Origin of the sequence: Winogradskyella sp., from assembly GCF_965228925.1 — a bacterium.
In the GTDB taxonomy this organism is placed as follows: Bacteria; Bacteroidota; Bacteroidia; order Flavobacteriales; family Flavobacteriaceae; genus Winogradskyella.
The window spans coordinates 4168658-4187497 of record NZ_OZ245845.1 but is presented as its reverse complement, the minus strand read 5'-3'; the positions used below and the strand labels follow the sequence as shown (position 1 = coordinate 4187497).

The following is an 18840-nucleotide window of genomic DNA, read 5'->3' as shown; positions in this document are numbered from 1 at the left end:
TTAATTGCCCTACAACGGCAATGACTAAACAAAGACGGTATTATGAAAATGGAACTTAAATTTAAATGGTTGTTTTTAGCCTTATTCGCCCTAAATTTTTCTTTTTCTCAAGATGGGGATGAGGTACTATTAACAGTGGATGGTGACCCGGTAATGACTTCAGAATTCCTCAGGGTTTACAATAAAAATTTAGATTTAGTTAAAGATGAAAGCCAAAAGGATATCGATGGCTATTTAAAGCTTTTTACGGAATATCAATTAAAACTTAAAGAAGCTAAGCGTCTAAAGTTACACGAGGACACCAAATATCAGCGTGAATTTTTAAGATATAAAAAGCAGCTGACCAATAATTATTTATCAGAAAACAAGGTAACTGATGCTTTGGTTAAAGAAGCTTACGAGCGCAGTGGTATCGATCTTAGAGCCTCACACATCTTAGTGCGACTGGAAGAAAGTTCAGAGGATACCCTAAGTGCTTATAATCAAGTTTTGAAATTAAGGGAACGCGCATTAAAAGAAGGCTTTGATGTTGTGAAGGCCGATGTACATAACGGTCAAACGATTTTCTTGGAAGATTTAGGATATTTCTCAGCCTTTAAAATGGTTTATGATTTTGAAACTATGGCATATAATACGCCCAAGGGTGAAATATCCATGCCATTTAGAACACAATTTGGATATCATGTGGTCAAAATAACTGACAGACGTCCGTCTCGTGGTACCATTACTGCTGCTCATATTATGGTAGCGTTAAAGCAAAGCGATTCATTGCTGAATCCAGAGGAGCGCATTAACGATATTTATAAAAAAATACAGCAAGGGGAGAGTTTTGAATCGCTTGCAAAACAATTTTCAGATGATAAAAGTTCAGCCCGAAACGGAGGTAAATTATCACCCTTTAAGAGCGGACAATTGAGTTCAATTAAGTTCGAGGACGAAGCTTTTGGTCTAGCGGCAGATGGCGATATCAGTCAGCCCTTTAAAACAGAATATGGCTGGCATATTGTAAAACGTATCGATTTAAAACCAATTGAAACATTCGAAGCGCAAAAATCAGCTTTGGAGTCAAGAGTAAAAAGGGATTCAAGATCTAAGTTGATTAATACTGCAATGGTCAATGAACTAAAAAAACGCTATGAAGTTTCTGAAGGCCCAGAATCAAAGTCTTATTTTAAATCCATTTTGAATGATGATTTCTTTAAGCGTACCTGGAAGGTGCCAGAAGAATTCGACAAGGATAAAGTAGTGTTCTCTATCAATGACAAACCATTTACTTATAATGAATTTGGACGCCACTTAGTATCGGCACAGCGCACTTATATGAACAGAAAGATGCCTTTTTCTCAAGTGGTTGAAAGCGAATATGAAAAATTCTTCGAGCGATCCATTCTAAAGTATCGCGAAGATAACCTTGAACTCGAAAACGAAGATTTTGCCAATATCCTTAAAGAATACAGAGATGGCTTGTTATTATTCGACTTAATGGAAAAAGAGGTTTGGAATAAAGCGTCTAAAGATACCACGGGTCTGGAGGCTTATTACTTGAAAAATAAATCAAAATACCAGTGGGGTGATCGTGTAGATGTTGTAATGGCATCCTCGGCGGAAGAGGCGATTGCTGAGAAGGTCCTAAAGCAGATGAAAAGAGGAAAATCTCAAGACGCTATAGAAGCAGCTTTAAATACGGATTCCGAAAAGAACGTCATTTTTACAAAAGGCATCTTTGATTTGAAAGACGGTAAGTTGCCACAGGATTTAAGCTTCAAAAAAGGCATGGACAAAATATATGGACATAACGATGCGTTTCATGTTATAAACGTCATAGAGACTTTACCTGCTGGGGATAAAACCCTAGAAGAAGCTAAAGGCAATGTGATTAATGATTATCAGACGCAAATAGAAACCAACTGGATTAAAAAGCTCTATGAGCGTTTTGACGTGGTTGTTAATGAAAAGGCCCTTAATGCTGTAAAATCGAAAATTAAAAATCAATAGATTTTGTTTAAAAAAACGTTCTTATTTATAGGACTTTGTTGTTGTATAGTTAGTTGTGATTTCTTTAAAAAAGCAGATGATCGCGAACCCATTGCGAGAGTTAAGGATTCGTATTTATACAAAGAGGATGTGTCCGGTTTAGTGCCAGAAGGAACGAGCAGAGCTGATAGCTTACTTATGGTTAATGCTTATATAAATCGCTGGGCAAGGCAATTGTTGCTCATGGATGGGGCACTTCTCAATCTCTCAGAAGAAAAACAGGAAGAATTCTCAAAGCTTATAGAGCAATACAAAAACGATCTGTATACCAAAGCATATCTCGAGGCACTGGTAAAAAAAAACATAGATACAGTCGTAAATATGGAGGAAGCTAAGGTATTTTATGAAGCCAATAAAGAGTCTTTTAAACTCAATGACGACCTATTACAATTAAGATATATTAGTTTACCATTAAATCCCATTGATTTAGATACCATTACGCATCGATTCAGACGTTTTGAGGCTAAGGATAAGCGTTATTTAGACTCTATTTCATTGCAATTTAAATCCTATTCCTTAAACGATTCGCTATGGGTAAAGTTTAATCAAGTCGTGGATAAAGTGCCTGTGGTAACCCAAGAAAGTAAAGACCAACTGTTAAAAAAATCTAATTTCTTACAGCTCAAAGATTCAATAAACCTATATTTGATGCAAGTTAATGACATACGTCTTCAAAATGATTATGCACCTTTGGGGTACGTTAACCAATCCATAAAAAAAATTGTCATTAATAAGCGAAAATTAGAGCTGATTAAACAACTCGAAAATGATATTTCAAAAGATGCTATTAAAAATAACACGTTTCAGATTTATGACTAAGCTATTAGGGTTATGTTGCCTTTTGAGTGTTAGTTTAGCAAATGCTCAAGAGATTATTCCAGACGAAGTGTCAACGGTGGAGAAGGCTAAAGATAGCGTTGTCAACAAAAAACGTATTAAGGCCGACGGTGTAGCTGCTGTAGTAGGGGATTACATTGTTTTAGAATCTGATTTAGATCGTGAAATCTCACAATTAGAAGCTCAGGGCGCTGACTTGTCGGGAGTAACACGCTGCGAACTTTTTGGGAAACTTTTAGAGGATAAATTATACGCACATCAGGCCATACAAGATAGTGTCATTGTTAACGAATTGTATATACAATCCTTGGTAGAACAACAGATACAAGGTATTCTCGCTCAAGCGCAACAAGATATGAATTGGTTGGTGAAGTACTATAAGAAAGAATCAGAACAGGCGCTTAGAGATGAGATGTATGAAATCAATAAAAGTGGATACCTCTCCCAAGAAATGCAAAAGAAAGTTATTGATGGCGTAGAGATTACACCAGAAGAGGTGCGCACCTTTTTTAACGATATTCCTAAAGATGAACGACCAACCTTTGGTACAGAGCTTAAAGTGGCCCAAATTGTTGTTATTCCAGAGGTTACTGACGATGCCAAGCAAGCCGTTATAGATAAGCTCAATGGATTCAAAAAAGATATAGAGGAAAACGGAGCTAGTTTTACAACAAAAGCACTATTCTATTCCGAAGATTCAGGTTCTAAGAATAGTGGGGGCTTATTGCCGACCATGAACAGAAAGCAACCTCGAATGGTGAAAGAGTTTAGGGACGTTGCCTTTAACCTACAAGAAGGTGAAATTTCCGATCCTTTCGAAACAGACTTCGGTTTTCACATTATATTTCTAGAAAAAATTAGAGGTCAGGAGTATGAGGTGAGGCACATTTTATTGCGTCCAAAAGTGACACCAGATGCCATTAAAGAGGCAAGAGATAAAATTGATAAGGTGCGAGAGTTGGTCGTTAGTGGAAAGTTGTCCTTTGAAGCTGCCGCACTTGAGTTTAGTGATGAAGAAGAAACAAAATATGAAGGAGGAAAACTTACCAACCCTACGACACAGGATTTTAATTTCGAATTGACCAAAATGGATACGGAAATGTATACCCAGATCCAAGGTTTAGAAGAGGGAAAAATTAGTGAAGTTATTCAGGATGAAGATCGTCTTAATGACATTAAGTTTAAGATTATGACGGTTACCGATAGAATTGATGATCACGAGGCCGACTTCGCGAGAGATTACCTTAAAATAAAGGAATTAGCACTACAGGACAAGCAAGTAAGAGCGATAGAAAAGTGGCAAAAAGAAGTTATAGAAGAAACTTACATTAAGATTAATGGTGTATATAGAGACTGTGACTATGAAAGTAATTGGTTAAAAACACAATAGCATATGTCTGATGTTACCATAATTGAAAACTTTGTAGAAAAGTACAAAGTTTTAAAGCAGGAAATTGCTAAAATTATAATAGGCCAAGACGATGTCGTAGACCAGATCTTAATTTCTATTTTCTCTGGCGGCCATTCCTTATTGATCGGAGTTCCGGGTTTGGCAAAAACCCTTATGGTGAATACCATTGCCCAAGCATTGGGATTGGATTTTAAGCGTATTCAGTTTACACCAGATTTAATGCCGAGTGACATTCTTGGAAGTGAAATCCTTGATGAGAACCGTCATTTTAAATTTATAAAGGGACCGATATTTGCCAATATTATTCTCGCTGACGAGATTAACAGAACACCTCCAAAGACACAGGCGGCACTTTTAGAAGCGATGCAAGAGCGCGCTGTTACTGTGGCAGGTCATCAATATAAATTGAGCTTACCTTATTTTGTATTAGCGACGCAAAACCCCATAGAACAAGAAGGAACCTATCCTTTGCCAGAAGCGCAATTAGACCGATTTATGTTCGCCATTAGATTGGAGTACCCTTCTTTTAAGGAGGAGGTTGAGGTGGTAAAAGCGACCACAACGGATGTTCAATTATCAGTTAACGCCTTATTTACGGCCGAAGAGATTATTGAGTTTCAAAATGTGATTCGTCGTATTCCCGTTGCCGATAATGTGGTCGAATACGCTGTCGCTTTAGTAGCTAAAACAAGACCAAAAGCCGATACTGCAGCCGATATTGTAAAGGAATTTGTGGATTGGGGCGCAGGACCAAGAGCCTCTCAGAATCTAATTCTCGCCGCAAAAACCCATGCGGCCACAAGAGGCAAGTTTTCACCAGATATTGAAGATATTCAGGCCATTGCTACAGGCATATTGAGACACAGAATCATTAAAAACTACAAAGCAGAAGCTGAAGGAGTTACCGACGAAGCCATAATTGAAAGTTTATTCTAGTATCCAGCAGCATAGTATTACATTTGTAGGATGCGGCATACACCAAGTAGAAATTTTGGTTTAGACTTTGTTAGAGCAATAGCCATAACTCTAGTTGTGGCTTCACATTGTACCTATTTATTACCGCAGTTTAATCAGCAAGTTACTGATGCTATAAGATTACTAGGCGCTACTGGTGTCGATATATTTTTTGTGCTAAGCGGTTATCTTATTGGTGGTATTATTCTCAAATACATTCAAAAAGGGCGTACGAGGAGAAAGGATATATTCCATTTTTGGAAACGTCGATGGTTGCGTACGCTTCCAAACTATGTTCTAGTTCTATTGGTTAATTTTGCATTACTTTTCGTTTTAGATGGAATGTTAAATGGTACAAATTGGACCTATTTTCTATTTATTCAAAATGCAATTACGCCCCATCCCGACTTTTTTACCGAAGCATGGAGCTTATCTATTGAGGAGTATGCCTATCTTATTTTACCGACCATAATATATATGCTACTGGGAAAGGTAAATGAGCATCAGCAATCCAAACTATTTTTTTGGGCCACAAGTGCGGTTATTTTGATCTTATTTCTTTTCAAAATTCACTTTTATGTCTATATGGAGATAGAAAGTTATAAGGATTGGAGTGCTGGCTTTAGAAAAGTTATTATCTACAGGTTAGATGCAATTTACTATGGGTTTATTCTTGTCTACCTTTACAGGGTAAATCACAAGCTTAAGAAGTATAGAAATCTACTGTTCGTATTAGGACTACTTTTGTTTATGGCGCTACATGCCCTTATCGTCTATTATAGTATCTTACCACAGGACAATTTACTCTTTTACACGGTATTTTACTTACCCTTAATAAGTGGTAGTATTGCATTGACTTTTTCATGGTTCATAGCATTAAAACCTTTAAACCTATGGGTTCATGGCGTTATTTACATTAGTAAACGCTCATATGCCATTTATTTAGTGAACTATTCAATTGTACTCTTAACACTTCAACGCTATTTTGAACCTTCGGTTAGCCTTGTCTTTTTATATCTTTTGTGTACCGTCGTTTTATCGGAATTACTTTATAGATTCATCGAACGGCCCTTCATGGCCTATAGGGAACGTAAATTTCCAAAAATCTAAAAAGAGTCTCTAAATATAAAAGACCTTTTGAGATTTCTCAAAAGGTCTTTTTTTTAGCGATAAATGCTAAACTGCCTTAGTTTTTAATCGCGGGTTGTGGCATATCTTGTTTTAGATGTTTGGCATAGAAGCCCATCATGGCTTTGTACAGCTCAATTCTGTTTTCTTCCTTGCCAAATCCATGACCTTCATCATACTTTACCATATAAGGGACATCCACACCTTTAGCACGCAGGGCCTCAACAATCTGATCCGATTCGTCAATGTTTACCCTAGGATCATTGGCACCTTGCACCACAAAGAGTGGCTTTTTAATTTTGTCAACATGAAATGCGGGAGATACTTCTGTCATAATTTCTTTTTCCTCAGGTACATCAGGGTCGTACCAGATTTCTTCTACAATCTCCTTATAAGGCTTCCAATATTCTGGGAAAGAATCGTAAAATGTGAAGATGTTTGAGACTCCAACATAATCCACACCACAGGCATATAAGTCTGGAGTCTTCGTTAAGCCACGCAGTACGGCATAACCACCATGACTTCCACCATAAATGGCCGCATTATCCTTATCGACCCAACCTTGATCGATGACGTATTGTAAACCATCTTCAACATCGTCCATGGCTTTTCTTCCGATTTGCTTAAATCCGGACTCTAAAAATTCACGCCCGTAACCGCCAGAAATTCTGAAGTTAACCTGTAAAGTTGCATAACCTCGACTTGCAAATAATTGTGCTTCTGGATTAAAGCCCCAAGAATCTCTAATCCCTTGTGGTCCACCGTGAGGATTAACAATCACAGGAACTTTTTTGCCTTCTAGAGCTGCTTTTGGTAGAGTGATATAACCATGAATGGTTTTTCCATCTCTACTCTTAAAGGTTATGGGTCGCATCTCGGCCATGTCCTCTTCAACAAGATTAGGCATTAAATTATAGAGTAACTTAAACTCATCTTTTTTTGCATCATACGAATAATAGGTACCGTACAGCTTATCACTTTGTAAAAAGATGAGATATTTACTTTCATCATCAGTGACATCCGCTATAGAGTAGCTGTAATCAGGAAATTTAGTGATGATTTTACCGTGAAGTCTTTTATAGTAGTCACTTACAGGAACGATGATATCCTTTTCACCTTCATAAGAAAAATAGTCCAATTCATAGCCTCTGTTTCTTGATAATGACATGCCTGATACGTCGTAATTGGCATTCGAAAATAACTTTTCAATGACTTTGTCTTCCTTAATGTCATACAGATAGATTTGCGTTTTGTCGCTATTTAAGTTGGATATCACATAGGCGTCATGAGGATACTCCGTAGCGTAATTAAAGGATGAAATGCTAAAACTATCTTTCCAGTTTAACTCCTTTATAACTTCGAAATTCTCTCCATCAAAGGTATAATACATGTCAAAATTTACACCATTACGCAATCTTGCAAATCCACGTAGATTCCCATCTTTGTCAAATTCGTAACCATCAATGGGGTTCGCGGCATCATCATTTTTATAGAGTTGCTCGAGCTCACCAGTGACGATGTTTATTTTGTATGGTTCGAATATTTGAGGACTGTTTTGATTCATAGAGATGATCATATGATCTTTATCCTCTTTAAGACCGTTTAAGATATTGACTTTTACACCGTCGAAAGGCGTCAGTTCTTTTTGGTTTTTACCGTCAATGTCTACAGCAAATAAATGATAGTCTTCATTACCACCTTTGTCCATAATATAAACTAAGCGATTATTATTGGCCCATCCAAAACCTCTTACGAGTTCGTCTTTTTCTTCAATAACACGCGTTACTTCTTCAGTTTCGATATTTTTTACATAGACATGATTTTTTTTGTTGTCATCCTTTTCTCTGTAGGATAGGTATTTACCGTCAGGTGAAAAATTAAAAGATCGCGCCTTAGGTCTTGCAAAATAATCCTCAACAGCATATTTATAACTGTTGATAGGCTTCCAGTTCGATAGTTTTTCCAAATCTTCGTCAGAAGTGGGCAAAGCCGTATTACCGGGTAAGGTTTTTACGGTTTTGTTCAGCGTTAATGGTAGCTCATTTCCACCTTGATAAAAGGTTCCAGTAAAGGTGTTTTCTGCCAAAGTACCCACATATTTGATACCAGCTTGGTTAAATTTGATGGTTAGGGTGTTGCCTTCAAAAGTCGTCACATCCATAGGGATATCCGTAGCACCTTGCGACGGGCTATCCATGGTAGATGCGTAAGTACCATCTTCCATCGTTATGTTAAACATTAGTGGGACTTCCGTACCTTGTACAGATAGTTTTCCTTCCCATGCTCCCTTTATGTCTTGGGCATAGGTTTGCATGAGGGTACCTAAAAATAAAAGAAAGGTGCCGCTCAATTTTAAAATCGTAGTTTTCATTTTGATTATTTAAGATTGAAAGTTCGTTTTTTGTACTGAATTAATTTCAGTACTGATTGTTCAATGTATATGGCATTAGAAGAAAAAGTGATAGCCTTTGTTACAAATAAAACGTTAAAATTAGTCCTGGTCTTTGAAAAAGATATCGGGTGTGAATACAGATATAAAAAAAATGAATAGAAATACATATTCATTCTAAATAAGGCAAATTGTTAAATTATTGATACTTAAGCATTTTTATTGTTAATTTTTAAAATTAAATATAAAAAATACTGATAATTATGATTTAAATGTAAAGAAATTGCGGTTTCGTTACATATTTTTAAAAAACCTTAAGAATTTGTAATTTTGTGGGACTTAAAAAATAATAATTATCAACCTTTAAATATACTTTATGGCTTTTGACATTGATATGATTAAAAAGGTTTATGCTAACATCGCTGAACGCGTAGATGCGGCCAGAGAAATTGTAGGTAAACCATTAACACTCTCGGAAAAAATATTATATGCGCATTTATGGGATGGTAAACCAACGCAGTCATTTACTAGAGGAAAGGATTACGTGGATTTTGCGCCAGATAGAGTAGCTTGCCAGGATGCGACGGCACAGATGGCATTATTGCAATTTATGCAGGCCGGTAAAGCCAAAGTTGCAGTTCCGACCACAGTACATTGCGATCATTTAATTCAGGCGAAAAGTGGAGCTGAGATCGACTTAAAACACGCTAATGATACAAGTAGTGAAGTTTTCAACTTTTTAGAATCAGTGTCGAATAAATATGGTATTGGATTTTGGAAACCAGGAGCTGGTATTATTCACCAAGTGGTTTTAGAAAATTATGCCTTTCCAGGCGGTATGATGATAGGTACCGATTCGCATACAGTTAATGCCGGTGGATTGGGAATGGTAGCTATTGGAGTAGGTGGAGCCGATGCCGTGGACGTGATGGCAGGTATGGCTTGGGAGCTTAAATTCCCTAAGCTTATAGGCGTTAGATTAACAGGAAAACTCTCTGGTTGGACGGCCCCTAAAGATGTTATTCTCAAAGTGGCTGAGATTCTGACCGTTAAAGGAGGAACGGGAGCCATCGTTGAGTATTTTGGTCCTGGTGCCTTATCAATGTCTTGTACAGGAAAAGGTACTATTTGTAATATGGGGGCTGAAATCGGAGCGACAACCTCGACCTTCGGCTATGACGATTCCATGGAGCGTTATTTAAGGGCTACGGACAGAGCCGATGTTGCAGATGAAGCTAATAAGATTAAAGACTACCTTACAGCAGATGCTGAGGTTTACGCCAACCCGGAACAATATTTCGATCAGGTGATCGACATCAATCTTTCAGAATTAGGCCCATTATTAAATGGACCCTTTACACCTGACTTATCAACGACGGTAGGACGTGAAATGACTGAAAAGGCAAAGGATAACGAATGGCCAATGCAAGTCGAATGGGGCCTTATAGGGTCTTGTACCAACTCGTCTTATGAAGATTTATCCAGAGCATCATCCATAGCACAACAGGCTTTGGATAAAGGTCTAAAAACCAAAGCAGAGTTTGGTATTAATCCAGGCTCTGAGCAAGTGCGTTACACTGCAGAGCGCGATGGGATTTTGCAAGTATTCGAAGAATTAGACGCTACCATATTTACCAATGCCTGTGGACCGTGTATCGGACAATGGGCGAGATATAGCGATCCTAAGAATGCGCCAAAGAATAGTATTGTGCACTCCTTCAATAGAAACTTTGCGAAGCGTGCCGATGGTAATCCTAACACCCATGCCTTTGTAGCATCACCTGAGATTACTGCGGCCATTGCAATAGCGGGACGCTTGGATTTTAACCCAATGACCGATACACTGATCAATGAAAATGGAGAAGAAGTGATGCTAGACGAACCAACAGGATGGGAGTTACCACCAAAAGGTTTTGATGTTAAAGAAAATGGGTATTTAGAACCCGTAGCCGATGGTAGTGGTGTGGAAGTTACGGTAAAACCCGATTCTGAGCGCTTACAATTATTAACGCCTTTTGAGCCTATAGGAGATACCATTACAGGTGCCAAGCTGTTAATAAAAGCTTATGGTAAATGTACAACGGATCACATCTCTATGGCAGGACCTTGGTTGCGCTTTAGAGGGCATCTCGATAATATCGCTAACAATACCTTAATCGGTGCTGTTAATGCATTTAATAAGCAGACCAATTTTGTAAAGAACCAATTAACAGGAGAGTATGGTGGTGTACCAGATACGCAACGCGAGTATAAGAAAAATGGCATTTGGTCAGTCGTTATTGGTGATCACAACTACGGCGAGGGCTCTTCAAGAGAGCACGCGGCGATGCAACCTAGACATCTAGGTGTGGCAGCGGTTATCGTAAAATCCTTTGCACGTATTCACGAGACTAACCTTAAAAAACAAGGGATGTTAGGTCTTACCTTCGCTAACGAAGCGGATTACGATCTTATACAAGAAGATGATACCTTTAACTTCTTGGATTTAAATGAATTTGCACCAGGAAAACCCTTACATATCGAGGTGGTTCATACCGATGGTTCTAAAGATACTATTGCTGTTAATCATACCTATAACGATTCGCAAATAGAATGGTATAAGGAAGGCTCTGCCCTTAATTTAATAAAGAAGCAGAATGCCTAGTATACTTGTCATTTAATCACATTGTGAAAACTCTCAGTGTACCGCTGAGAGTTTTTTTTGGATTTTTTTGTAAGGTATACAATCTCCCTACGACCCTTCAAACATACGCAATCAACATTCTATAAAAGTATCATGAAGTCATTTTGGTTTTTTGAGGACGTTAATCTGTTTAAGCTACTTTGCCCTCATAAGTTTAAGGCCTACAAGCAAGCGCATACCTTTGACCATTACAGGAAAGAGGATTATATCTATTTTGAAAATGATTCTTCCAATAAAATATATTTGATAGAAAAAGGAAAAGTAAAAATTGGCTATTACAGTGAAGAAGGCGATGAGGTTGTGAAAGCCATTTTAACAAAAGGAGAACTATTTGGTGAGAAGGCCATATTAGGGGAAAGAATACGTGAAGAATTTGCACAATCTTTAGACAACCAAACGTCTATTTGCCCCGTTGGTGTCGAAACTATGCATGATTTAATGCGAGACAACCAAACCTTTAGTTTTAGAATATATAAATTTATAGGTTACAAGTTTAGAAAACTGGAACGTCGCCTACAGTTGTTGTTGTTTAAAGACTCTAAAACGAGATTGGTTGAATTCTTGGACGAACTTTGTTCGGATTATGGATACAACTGCGACAAAACCGGAGACCAAATTATTAACCATCCTTATACCCAAAAAGATATTGCGTCGTTGATCGGAATTTCGCGTCCAACATTAAATATTCTGATGAACGAACTCAAGGAAGATGCGATCATCGACTTTAATCGTAGACAGATCAGAATTTACAATACCTCGGCTTAAAAAACACCCTTAATGAAAGCTAAATTTACCAAGCGCAATATCATTTTTTTGATCATAATTGCGTTACTCATTATACCACAAACCAGACAACCCATACAGATACTCTTGCACAAGGGCTTGAGCTACATCAATCAATCTTCGGTAATTGATGAAGACGATAGGGTACTTGTATCCTATGACAATTGGCGTCTACAATCGGATATGAAGGCCTCGCTAGATTTTAAAGCGACCAAAGGCAAGGTCGTATTTGTGAATTTTTGGGCAACCTGGTGTCCACCTTGTATTGCTGAGATGCCAAGCCTTCAGGCCTTATACAATGATTATAAGGACAGGGTGGAATTCTTATTCGTTACCAATGATAATTTTAAGACTGTAGAAAACTTCAAGACAAAAGAAGGCTATACTTTTGAAGTATTTAACCCCTTAAGTAAGGTGCCAGAAGAGTTAACATCGCGATCAATTCCGAGAACATTCATTATCAATAAAAAAGGGGAAATTGTCGTCGATGAATCTGGTGCTCTGGACTGGAACAGCGCGACCGTAAGAGGGCAACTCGATCAATTGCTTTCTGAATAGCTTATTTGAAATACTTCCAAGGCACAATAAGCATTCCGAAGTTTTCACCATGGTCTTTGCCTAAATGCTTGTGGTGGATTTTATGAGCGCGTCTCACACCACGTGCATATTTGTTGTCGATATTTCGCAACCATTTAAAGCGCTGGTGAATAAAGATATCGTGCACAATAAAGTAGGCTGCACCATAAGCCATAATCCCAATCCCAATAGGCAAACAATACCAAATGTTTTGCTCGCCCCAGAAGTAAAAGCAGGTCATGCTCACCACAGCGTAGAAAATGAAAAAGGCATCATTACGCTCAAACCAGCTGTCGTGATCCTTATGGTGGTGATCCTTGTGCAAACTCCATAAGAATCCGTGCATAATATATTTGTGGGTAAACCAGGCATTGAACTCCATGATAAAGAAGGTGCCTAAGAAAATTAATATCCAAAAAACAGTTTGCACGCCTATGGTTTTATAGTTTACAACAAATTTAATTGATATTTTACATAACTACGGGTGAGTAACTCAATCTTTTTGTAATTAGGAACTCTAATTCTGGCCGATTTAATTTCTAATGCAGGCGTATCTTTGAGCTTTTGTAGTAGCTTGTTGTAATAACGGTAGGCCATAAATACACCAAAGCGCGCTTCGAGTGGTAAACGTTTGATCCCTTTTAAGCCTTTGGCAAAATCGGCCTCAATATCTTTGATAATGGCTTGCTTAGAGGCTTCGTCTAAATGGTTTAAATCGGTATTTGGGAAATAGGTTCTGCTTAAGTCTTCAAAATCAGCTTTTAAATCCCTTAAGAAGTTAACTTTCTGAAAGGCCGAACCCAAACTCATGGCCGAGTCCTTAAGATCCTCGTATTTTTCATTATCACCTTTGACGAACACTTTTAAGCACATCAAACCAACGACATCCGCCGATCCATAGATGTAATTTTTGTATTCCTCTTCGGTGAGATAGTCTTTTTTAAATAGGTCCAGGCGCATGCTATTCATAAACGCATCGACTAGATCCTTATCGATTTGATATTTGTGATAGGTGTATTGAAATGAATTTAAAATAGGATTCAAGCTAATCTTGTCCTTTAATGCATTTTCTAATTCCGTTTCAAAATTCCTAAAGAGTTTTTCTTTATCGTAATCATGAAAGGTATCGACAATTTCATCGGCAAATCTCACAAAACCATAGATATTGTAGATGTCCTGTCTGATACTTTCAGATAGCATTTTGGTCGCCATCGAAAATGAGGTGCTGTAGGCATTTGTAACAAGCTTGCTACATTCTTTGGAGACATTGTCAAAAATAGATTTCATGATAATCGGTATTCTTTTACTAGCAATTTAACTTAATTCTTTTGGATCAGATCGGCGACAAGCTTTCCTGATATCAACGATGGAGGCACTCCAGGGCCAGGGACTGTTAGTTGTCCTGTAAAGTAAAGCCCCTTTACTTTTTTACTTTTGAGTTTTGGCCTTAAAAACGCCGTTTGCTTTAACGTGTTTGCCATGCCGTAAGCATTGCCCTTATAGGAATTATACTCGCTCACAAAGTCGTTAACACAAAAGGATTCTTTAAAAAGGATATGGTCCTGAACGTTTTGTTGCGTTATATTTTCAAAACGGTTGATAATAATATCGAAATACTGCTGCCTGAGCTCAGGCGTATCTTCTAATCCTGGTGCGATAGGGATGAGGAAAAACCCTGTTTCGCAGCCTTCCGGTGCCATACTTTCATCCGTTACTGATGGAAAGTTAACATAAAATAATGGATTTTCCGGCCATTTGGGATCATCATAAATCTCTTCAGCATGATTTTCGAAGCTGGTATCGAAGAATAGATTATGATGTTCTACCGCTTTCAGCTTTTTGTCAAACCCAACATAAAAGAGTAGGGAAGAGGGCGCAAAAGTGCGCTTATCCCAGTAGGCTTCTGAATATTGTCGATAGTTTTCATCTAATAAGGTTTCCGAATGATGATAGTCAGCTCCGCTTAGCACAATATCTGAAGTCACTTGGTGACCATTAACGCTTAGACCAACCGCTTTTCCGTTGTCAACAAGGATCTTTTCAACATTGCTGTCGGTGTGGATATCTACTCCCAAACTCTCGGCCAATCGTTTCATAGCCTTAATGATTTCGTACATACCGCCTTTGGGGTGCCAAGTGCCTAAACCAAAATCGGCAAAATTCATAAAGCTATAAAATGAAGGGGTTTGACTAGGCTTCGCCCCTAAAAACAATACAGGAAACTCAAGTGTTGATATCAGCTTAGGATTCTTAAAATTCTTTCGTACTTCAGAGCTGATCGTTTTAAAAAAGCGGTCTACTCGAGTGACGGTCTCTTTGGTGACCAACTCGAAGGGTGAAATTCCCGGCTTCAAAACCACTTTGTTAATGGCAATATCGTAATGCTCTTGGGCCTGTGCAATAAACTTACGAAGTGGTTTGGAACTCCCGGTTTCAATACGTTCAAACTCTTCACAGATTTGGTCCATATGATCACCTATGGTAATCACTTCATCAGAAAAGAAGATTTTATAGGCAGGACTCAGCTTATCGAGTTGGTAGTAGTCGCTGGTGCTTTTACCAAAATCGTTAAAAAACTTTTCAAAAATATCGGGCATCCAGTACCAGCTTGGACCAATATCGAAGGTAAAGCCATCCTTAACGAGCTGTCGCGCTCTGCCACCAACGGTCGCATTCTTTTCGTAAACAGCCACCTTATGACCAGCTTTTGCTAAATAGCAAGCCGCTGATAGCGACGAAAACCCTGACCCTATGATGGCAATTGTTTTAGACATGGCTTATGCTACGTTATCGATTAAAGCTTGAATGCTCTTAAATGCTGAAACGCCTTTTGGCAAGTTGTCCAAATCCAAGGCGTTTAGCATTTGACCTAAAATCCAAAGTTTTGTGTTAGTGTTATTGAGCAAGAGTGTATTGAACTTCTCCATGTATTTGTCAATCTCGCCTTTTTCAGGTTTTACCGTAAAATAGGAGATGTAGATAATTTCATCGTAATAGTCCTTTAAGTCCGCCAAGCTTTCAAGGGGTACGCTAAAGCCTAAGAAGATGGATTGGTAACCTCTACTGACCAACTCGTGATTAATAAACATCAGCCCCAATTCATGAATCTCATTTTCGGGCAGATAGAGCACGAAGGTCTTTTTAGAGGTATTGGTTTGCTTGGACTGTACCTTTTCGATATTAATCAAGATTTTTTGTCGAATCAAAGAGGTTAAAAAATGCTCATGCGCTGGGGTAATAGTATCGGTTTGCCATAAGAGGCCAATTTCCGTTAACAACGGAATAAAAATATCGTAGAAAATTTCGTCAAAGGCTTTTTCTTTTAACAAGGATTCATAGGTATTATAGAACAAGGTTTGATCAAAATTGAGCATAGCCAGCTTAAAAGCATTGATGGCATGGCTTTCCATATTGCTCTCGGCAGCAATTTCCCGAACCAATAAGGGAATTTTATGTTCTTCTATGGTGGCAATTTTGGAAATTTTATAGCCGTTGTTGTTGAGGTAGCTTACATTCAATAGTTTCTGAAAGCTCGCTAAATCGTAATATCTGATGTTGGTATCGGTACGCTTGGGTTGTAGGAGATTATAGCGTTTTTCCCAGATTCTTATGGTATGTGCTTTGATACCGGTAAGATTTTCCAGGTCTTTAATACTAAACTGATTCTTAATATTGTTCATTTTTTGCAAAAAATGTTTAAACAAAAATAAGCTTTTAACCGAGATTATCCCCACAATTAACATAATTTAATGAAAAAGGGGTTGTTGATAAGTGCTTGTTGACTTAATTTTTGCTTATTAGAATACTTATCTGTTTTTCGATTTTATAGCTTAGCCTAATTGCTATTAGAAACTAAGAGTTCTGAATCTAGTATTTAAGTTCGGTATAATGGCCCTAACCTATACTATCCTTGGGATATTCATCTTTCTGAGAATGTGATATTTTACTCACATGACCTAGGGGTTCTTATAATCGCATTTAATTCATTCCAAATAGAGTGTTCAAAATCTTTTGGAGAAAGTCTGAATATGATAATTGCTTTATCGATAGTTTCACAGAAATACTGTTCTACTTTAATATTCAGAGTTATGGATTTACCAGTATGAAAACCATCAAATAGTCTCATTTTGCCTATGATGCCATTCGCTGAATCTTTTTCTGGATTTGGTAGAAATACCACAGTTGGCTGAGGAAAGGTTGTCGCCCAGTGGTTTGGTTTCATGAGCCCATCGAAATAAGCCTCAAAGTTATCTTCCAATGCTTCAATTGTTAATGTACTTGTAGCATTAACTTTCCATGCCATAACCAAAGACCAAAATTGGGTGCTTTTAGGATTTGACCAAAATGGTGAAAAACGCAATTCTTCAAAGCCCTTAAGTGTTAAATTTGGTGCCCAATCTACAGGGAATGTTATAATTTCTTTGCTCCAATTATCGTCTGCGGACAGAATAGAAAGCTCAATTGAATCTTGGCAAAATACTGAAGACAAATAAAATGTAAAAATTATGTACAATAAATATTTCATAGGTTTTTTTAATAAAATTATCAGGCTATGCCATAGAAGGTGTCAAAAAAATGTCAAAAGATTGTAAAAAGTAATCTGTGAATAAAAATGTGCGCGCGAGAAAATAAAGAAGCAAGCGGTCTTGTCTGAATAATGAGCTAATTACAAAGATGTGCGCACGAGAGGTCTTAAACTTAATGCCATTCTTTATCATGTTTTTAATATGTCATTATCATTGCTGCTTTATTTATAAATATTCTAATTAATTCTAATCATTTAAGCATTAATTATTTGATTTAAAATGAAATAGTTAGATTTATATAAAAAGATTATGGGTTCAAATTTAATTATCGCACCTGATGACTCCATGTGGTGGATTCTTCGACCAGAGTTTACAGTTTTCACTGAGAAAATATACATGAGTAAAAAACAATATCATAAAGAAGAAGAGTCTAAGGATAGATCAGGCTATCATAAAGTTACATGGGATAGACTCCAAGTTCTTTTGGATAATAATTTAGTTGAGATTAAGGATTTTAAATTAAATGAAAACCAAATAGACAAAGAAACTGACCTGATTCTTGCGAAAATTATCAAAAAAAAGGAAGTACACCCATCACTTCTTAATGATATGATTTTTGCATACAATTATTGGATTGAGTTTAATAATATGAAATTAGATTTAGTTCCAGAAGATCAAGATTATCATGCTGACATTTTGAAAAATATGCCATTGTGGAAAGATGACTTAGATATTCTAAAAAGAAAAGGTAACGAAGCATTTTATTTGAAGGAGGCAATTATTAAATATGCTACAAGAAATATTATTAAAAAAGTACTTACTTTAAAACATTTGAATAAGGAATATAATTCATGTCCTTTAACAGCTTTAAAAGAATATGAACCATTTTTAAAGTATATCGAACTTGATTTAGACGCGCCATTAATTACAGAAAGAACTGCATTTACATATAAAAATAAAATTCCCAGTAAATTTATTAATGGATCTATACACTTACCATTGGAACCGGAATATGACTTTATGAGATTTAATCTTTCAAAAATTAAGTTCAACAATGTATATAAGAGCATCTTTCATAATTATAAACAATATAGATTAAGGGTAAAAGAACTTATGAAATATTCGGAAGAAGTTGCTTTTAACTTATCTGAGGGAAAACTCAAAAAAAAGGTTACTGATGATTTTCTTTCTATAAATAGAGAGCTCTTGAATAATCACAGAGATATTAGGCGTAATTCCAATTACTTAGCATATAGTTTTTTTGGCTTATCTTTAATACCAGTTCCAGCTTTGGCAGCTTTGTTTGGTTTTTTAGGGCTACAATCAACAAAGGTTTCAGAGTTTTTAGATAGTGCTAAAATGTATTTAAAAGGTATCTCAAATGATGGGTTAGCTGCTTATTATGCTTTTAATGAGACTTTGATGGACACTAAAAGGTTAGAAAAATTCCCTGATATCCAAAAAGAAAATTCTAAGTTTGGTTATGGCAAAGAAAAATTTTGGAGAGAAAAGTAATACG

General features: G+C 37.1%; 15 protein-coding genes. 9 read left to right on the top strand and 6 right to left on the bottom strand.

All coding sequences use genetic code 11. The features are described from left to right. Window positions 1-48 precede the first annotated feature (48 nt). Genes ACO052_RS17535 through ACO052_RS17515 form a run of 5 tightly spaced genes read left to right on the top strand, consistent with a single transcriptional unit; the run spans window position 49 to window position 6346 of the window. Window positions 49-1995: a peptidylprolyl isomerase gene (locus ACO052_RS17535; RefSeq protein ID WP_422105085.1), complete on the top strand. Its 1947-nt coding sequence runs from the start codon at window positions 49-51 to the stop codon at window positions 1993-1995. A 3-nt stretch (window positions 1996-1998) separates the two neighbouring features. Beyond that, window positions 1999-2853 carry a peptidyl-prolyl cis-trans isomerase gene (locus tag ACO052_RS17530; protein ID WP_422105084.1) on the top strand — a complete coding sequence of 285 codons (855 nt, stop codon included), beginning with the start codon at window positions 1999-2001 and terminating at the stop codon, window positions 2851-2853. Continuing rightward, entirely contained in the window at window positions 2846-4261 is a 1416-nt protein-coding gene (locus ACO052_RS17525) for a peptidylprolyl isomerase (protein WP_422105083.1), read from the top strand. The genes ACO052_RS17530 and ACO052_RS17525 overlap by 8 nt, the downstream gene beginning before the upstream one ends. Window positions 4262-4264: 3 nt before the next feature. Further along, the gene (locus tag ACO052_RS17520; protein ID WP_422105082.1) at window positions 4265-5218 is read left to right on the top strand and encodes an AAA family ATPase; all 954 of its coding nucleotides are present in this window, start codon (window positions 4265-4267) and stop codon (window positions 5216-5218) included. Between the two features lie 30 nt (window positions 5219-5248). Then, a complete protein-coding gene (locus tag ACO052_RS17515) occupies window positions 5249-6346 on the top strand; it encodes an acyltransferase family protein (protein WP_422105081.1) in 1098 nt (365 codons plus the stop codon). A 76-nt stretch (window positions 6347-6422) separates the two neighbouring features. Here the strand turns inward: ACO052_RS17515 and ACO052_RS17510 are convergent, their stop codons facing one another. After that, window positions 6423-8735: a S9 family peptidase gene (locus tag ACO052_RS17510; protein WP_422105080.1), complete on the bottom strand. Its 2313-nt coding sequence runs from the start codon at window positions 8733-8735 to the stop codon at window positions 6423-6425. Between the two features lie 394 nt (window positions 8736-9129). On the opposite strand from ACO052_RS17510, the gene ACO052_RS17505 reads away from it, so the two are divergent. From ACO052_RS17505 to ACO052_RS17495, 3 genes are all read left to right on the top strand, one after another. Further along, window positions 9130-11397, top strand: coding sequence for an aconitate hydratase (locus tag ACO052_RS17505; protein WP_422105079.1), 2268 nt, complete (start codon window positions 9130-9132; stop codon window positions 11395-11397). Between the two features lie 132 nt (window positions 11398-11529). Then, window positions 11530-12201 (top strand): Crp/Fnr family transcriptional regulator, encoded by a 672-nt coding sequence (locus tag ACO052_RS17500; RefSeq protein ID WP_422105078.1) that lies wholly within the window; start codon window positions 11530-11532, stop codon window positions 12199-12201. Between the two features lie 12 nt (window positions 12202-12213). Then, window positions 12214-12777, top strand: coding sequence for a TlpA family protein disulfide reductase (locus ACO052_RS17495; RefSeq protein ID WP_422105077.1), 564 nt, complete (start codon window positions 12214-12216; stop codon window positions 12775-12777). Between the two features lies 1 nt (window position 12778). Here ACO052_RS17495 and ACO052_RS17490 read toward each other — a convergent pair whose 3' ends face one another. From ACO052_RS17490 to ACO052_RS17470, 5 genes are all read right to left on the bottom strand, one after another. Next, complete coding sequence (locus ACO052_RS17490; RefSeq protein WP_422105076.1) at window positions 12779-13225, bottom strand: beta-carotene hydroxylase; 447 nt, start codon at window positions 13223-13225, stop codon at window positions 12779-12781. A 17-nt stretch (window positions 13226-13242) separates the two neighbouring features. Next, complete coding sequence (locus tag ACO052_RS17485; RefSeq protein ID WP_422105075.1) at window positions 13243-14082, bottom strand: phytoene/squalene synthase family protein; 840 nt, start codon at window positions 14080-14082, stop codon at window positions 13243-13245. Window positions 14083-14114: 32 nt separating this feature from the next. Then, entirely contained in the window at window positions 14115-15569 is a 1455-nt protein-coding gene (locus ACO052_RS17480; protein WP_422105074.1) for a phytoene desaturase family protein, read from the bottom strand. A 3-nt stretch (window positions 15570-15572) separates the two neighbouring features. After that, complete coding sequence (locus tag ACO052_RS17475; RefSeq protein ID WP_422105073.1) at window positions 15573-16475, bottom strand: MerR family transcriptional regulator; 903 nt, start codon at window positions 16473-16475, stop codon at window positions 15573-15575. 263 nt (window positions 16476-16738) lie between these two features. Next, window positions 16739-17320, bottom strand: a complete 582-nt coding sequence (locus tag ACO052_RS17470; protein WP_422105072.1) for a hypothetical protein — start codon at window positions 17318-17320, stop codon at window positions 16739-16741. 310 nt (window positions 17321-17630) lie between these two features. On the opposite strand from ACO052_RS17470, the gene ACO052_RS17465 reads away from it, so the two are divergent. Next, window positions 17631-18836, top strand: a complete 1206-nt coding sequence (locus ACO052_RS17465; RefSeq protein ID WP_422105071.1) for a hypothetical protein — start codon at window positions 17631-17633, stop codon at window positions 18834-18836. The last annotated feature ends 4 nt before the right edge of the window (window positions 18837-18840 follow it).

What these genes read in the sequence shown, in the direction of transcription:
- ACO052_RS17535 (WP_422105085.1), top strand. Translation starts at nt 49, where the DNA reads ATGGAACTTAAATTTAAATGGTTGTTTTTAGCCTTATTCGCCCTAAAT.
- ACO052_RS17525 (WP_422105083.1), top strand. Translation starts at nt 2,846, where the DNA reads ATGACTAAGCTATTAGGGTTATGTTGCCTTTTGAGTGTTAGTTTAGCA.
- ACO052_RS17520 (WP_422105082.1), top strand. Translation starts at nt 4,265, where the DNA reads ATGTCTGATGTTACCATAATTGAAAACTTTGTAGAAAAGTACAAAGTT.
- ACO052_RS17515 (WP_422105081.1), top strand. Translation starts at nt 5,249, where the DNA reads ATGCGGCATACACCAAGTAGAAATTTTGGTTTAGACTTTGTTAGAGCA.
- ACO052_RS17510 (WP_422105080.1), bottom strand. Translation starts at nt 8,735, where the DNA reads ATGAAAACTACGATTTTAAAATTGAGCGGCACCTTTCTTTTATTTTTA.
- ACO052_RS17505 (WP_422105079.1), top strand. Translation starts at nt 9,130, where the DNA reads ATGGCTTTTGACATTGATATGATTAAAAAGGTTTATGCTAACATCGCT.
- ACO052_RS17500 (WP_422105078.1), top strand. Translation starts at nt 11,530, where the DNA reads ATGAAGTCATTTTGGTTTTTTGAGGACGTTAATCTGTTTAAGCTACTT.
- ACO052_RS17495 (WP_422105077.1), top strand. Translation starts at nt 12,214, where the DNA reads ATGAAAGCTAAATTTACCAAGCGCAATATCATTTTTTTGATCATAATT.
- ACO052_RS17485 (WP_422105075.1), bottom strand. Translation starts at nt 14,082, where the DNA reads ATGAAATCTATTTTTGACAATGTCTCCAAAGAATGTAGCAAGCTTGTT.
- ACO052_RS17480 (WP_422105074.1), bottom strand. Translation starts at nt 15,569, where the DNA reads ATGTCTAAAACAATTGCCATCATAGGGTCAGGGTTTTCGTCGCTATCA.
- ACO052_RS17475 (WP_422105073.1), bottom strand. Translation starts at nt 16,475, where the DNA reads ATGAACAATATTAAGAATCAGTTTAGTATTAAAGACCTGGAAAATCTT.
- ACO052_RS17470 (WP_422105072.1), bottom strand. Translation starts at nt 17,320, where the DNA reads ATGAAATATTTATTGTACATAATTTTTACATTTTATTTGTCTTCAGTA.
- ACO052_RS17465 (WP_422105071.1), top strand. Translation starts at nt 17,631, where the DNA reads ATGGGTTCAAATTTAATTATCGCACCTGATGACTCCATGTGGTGGATT.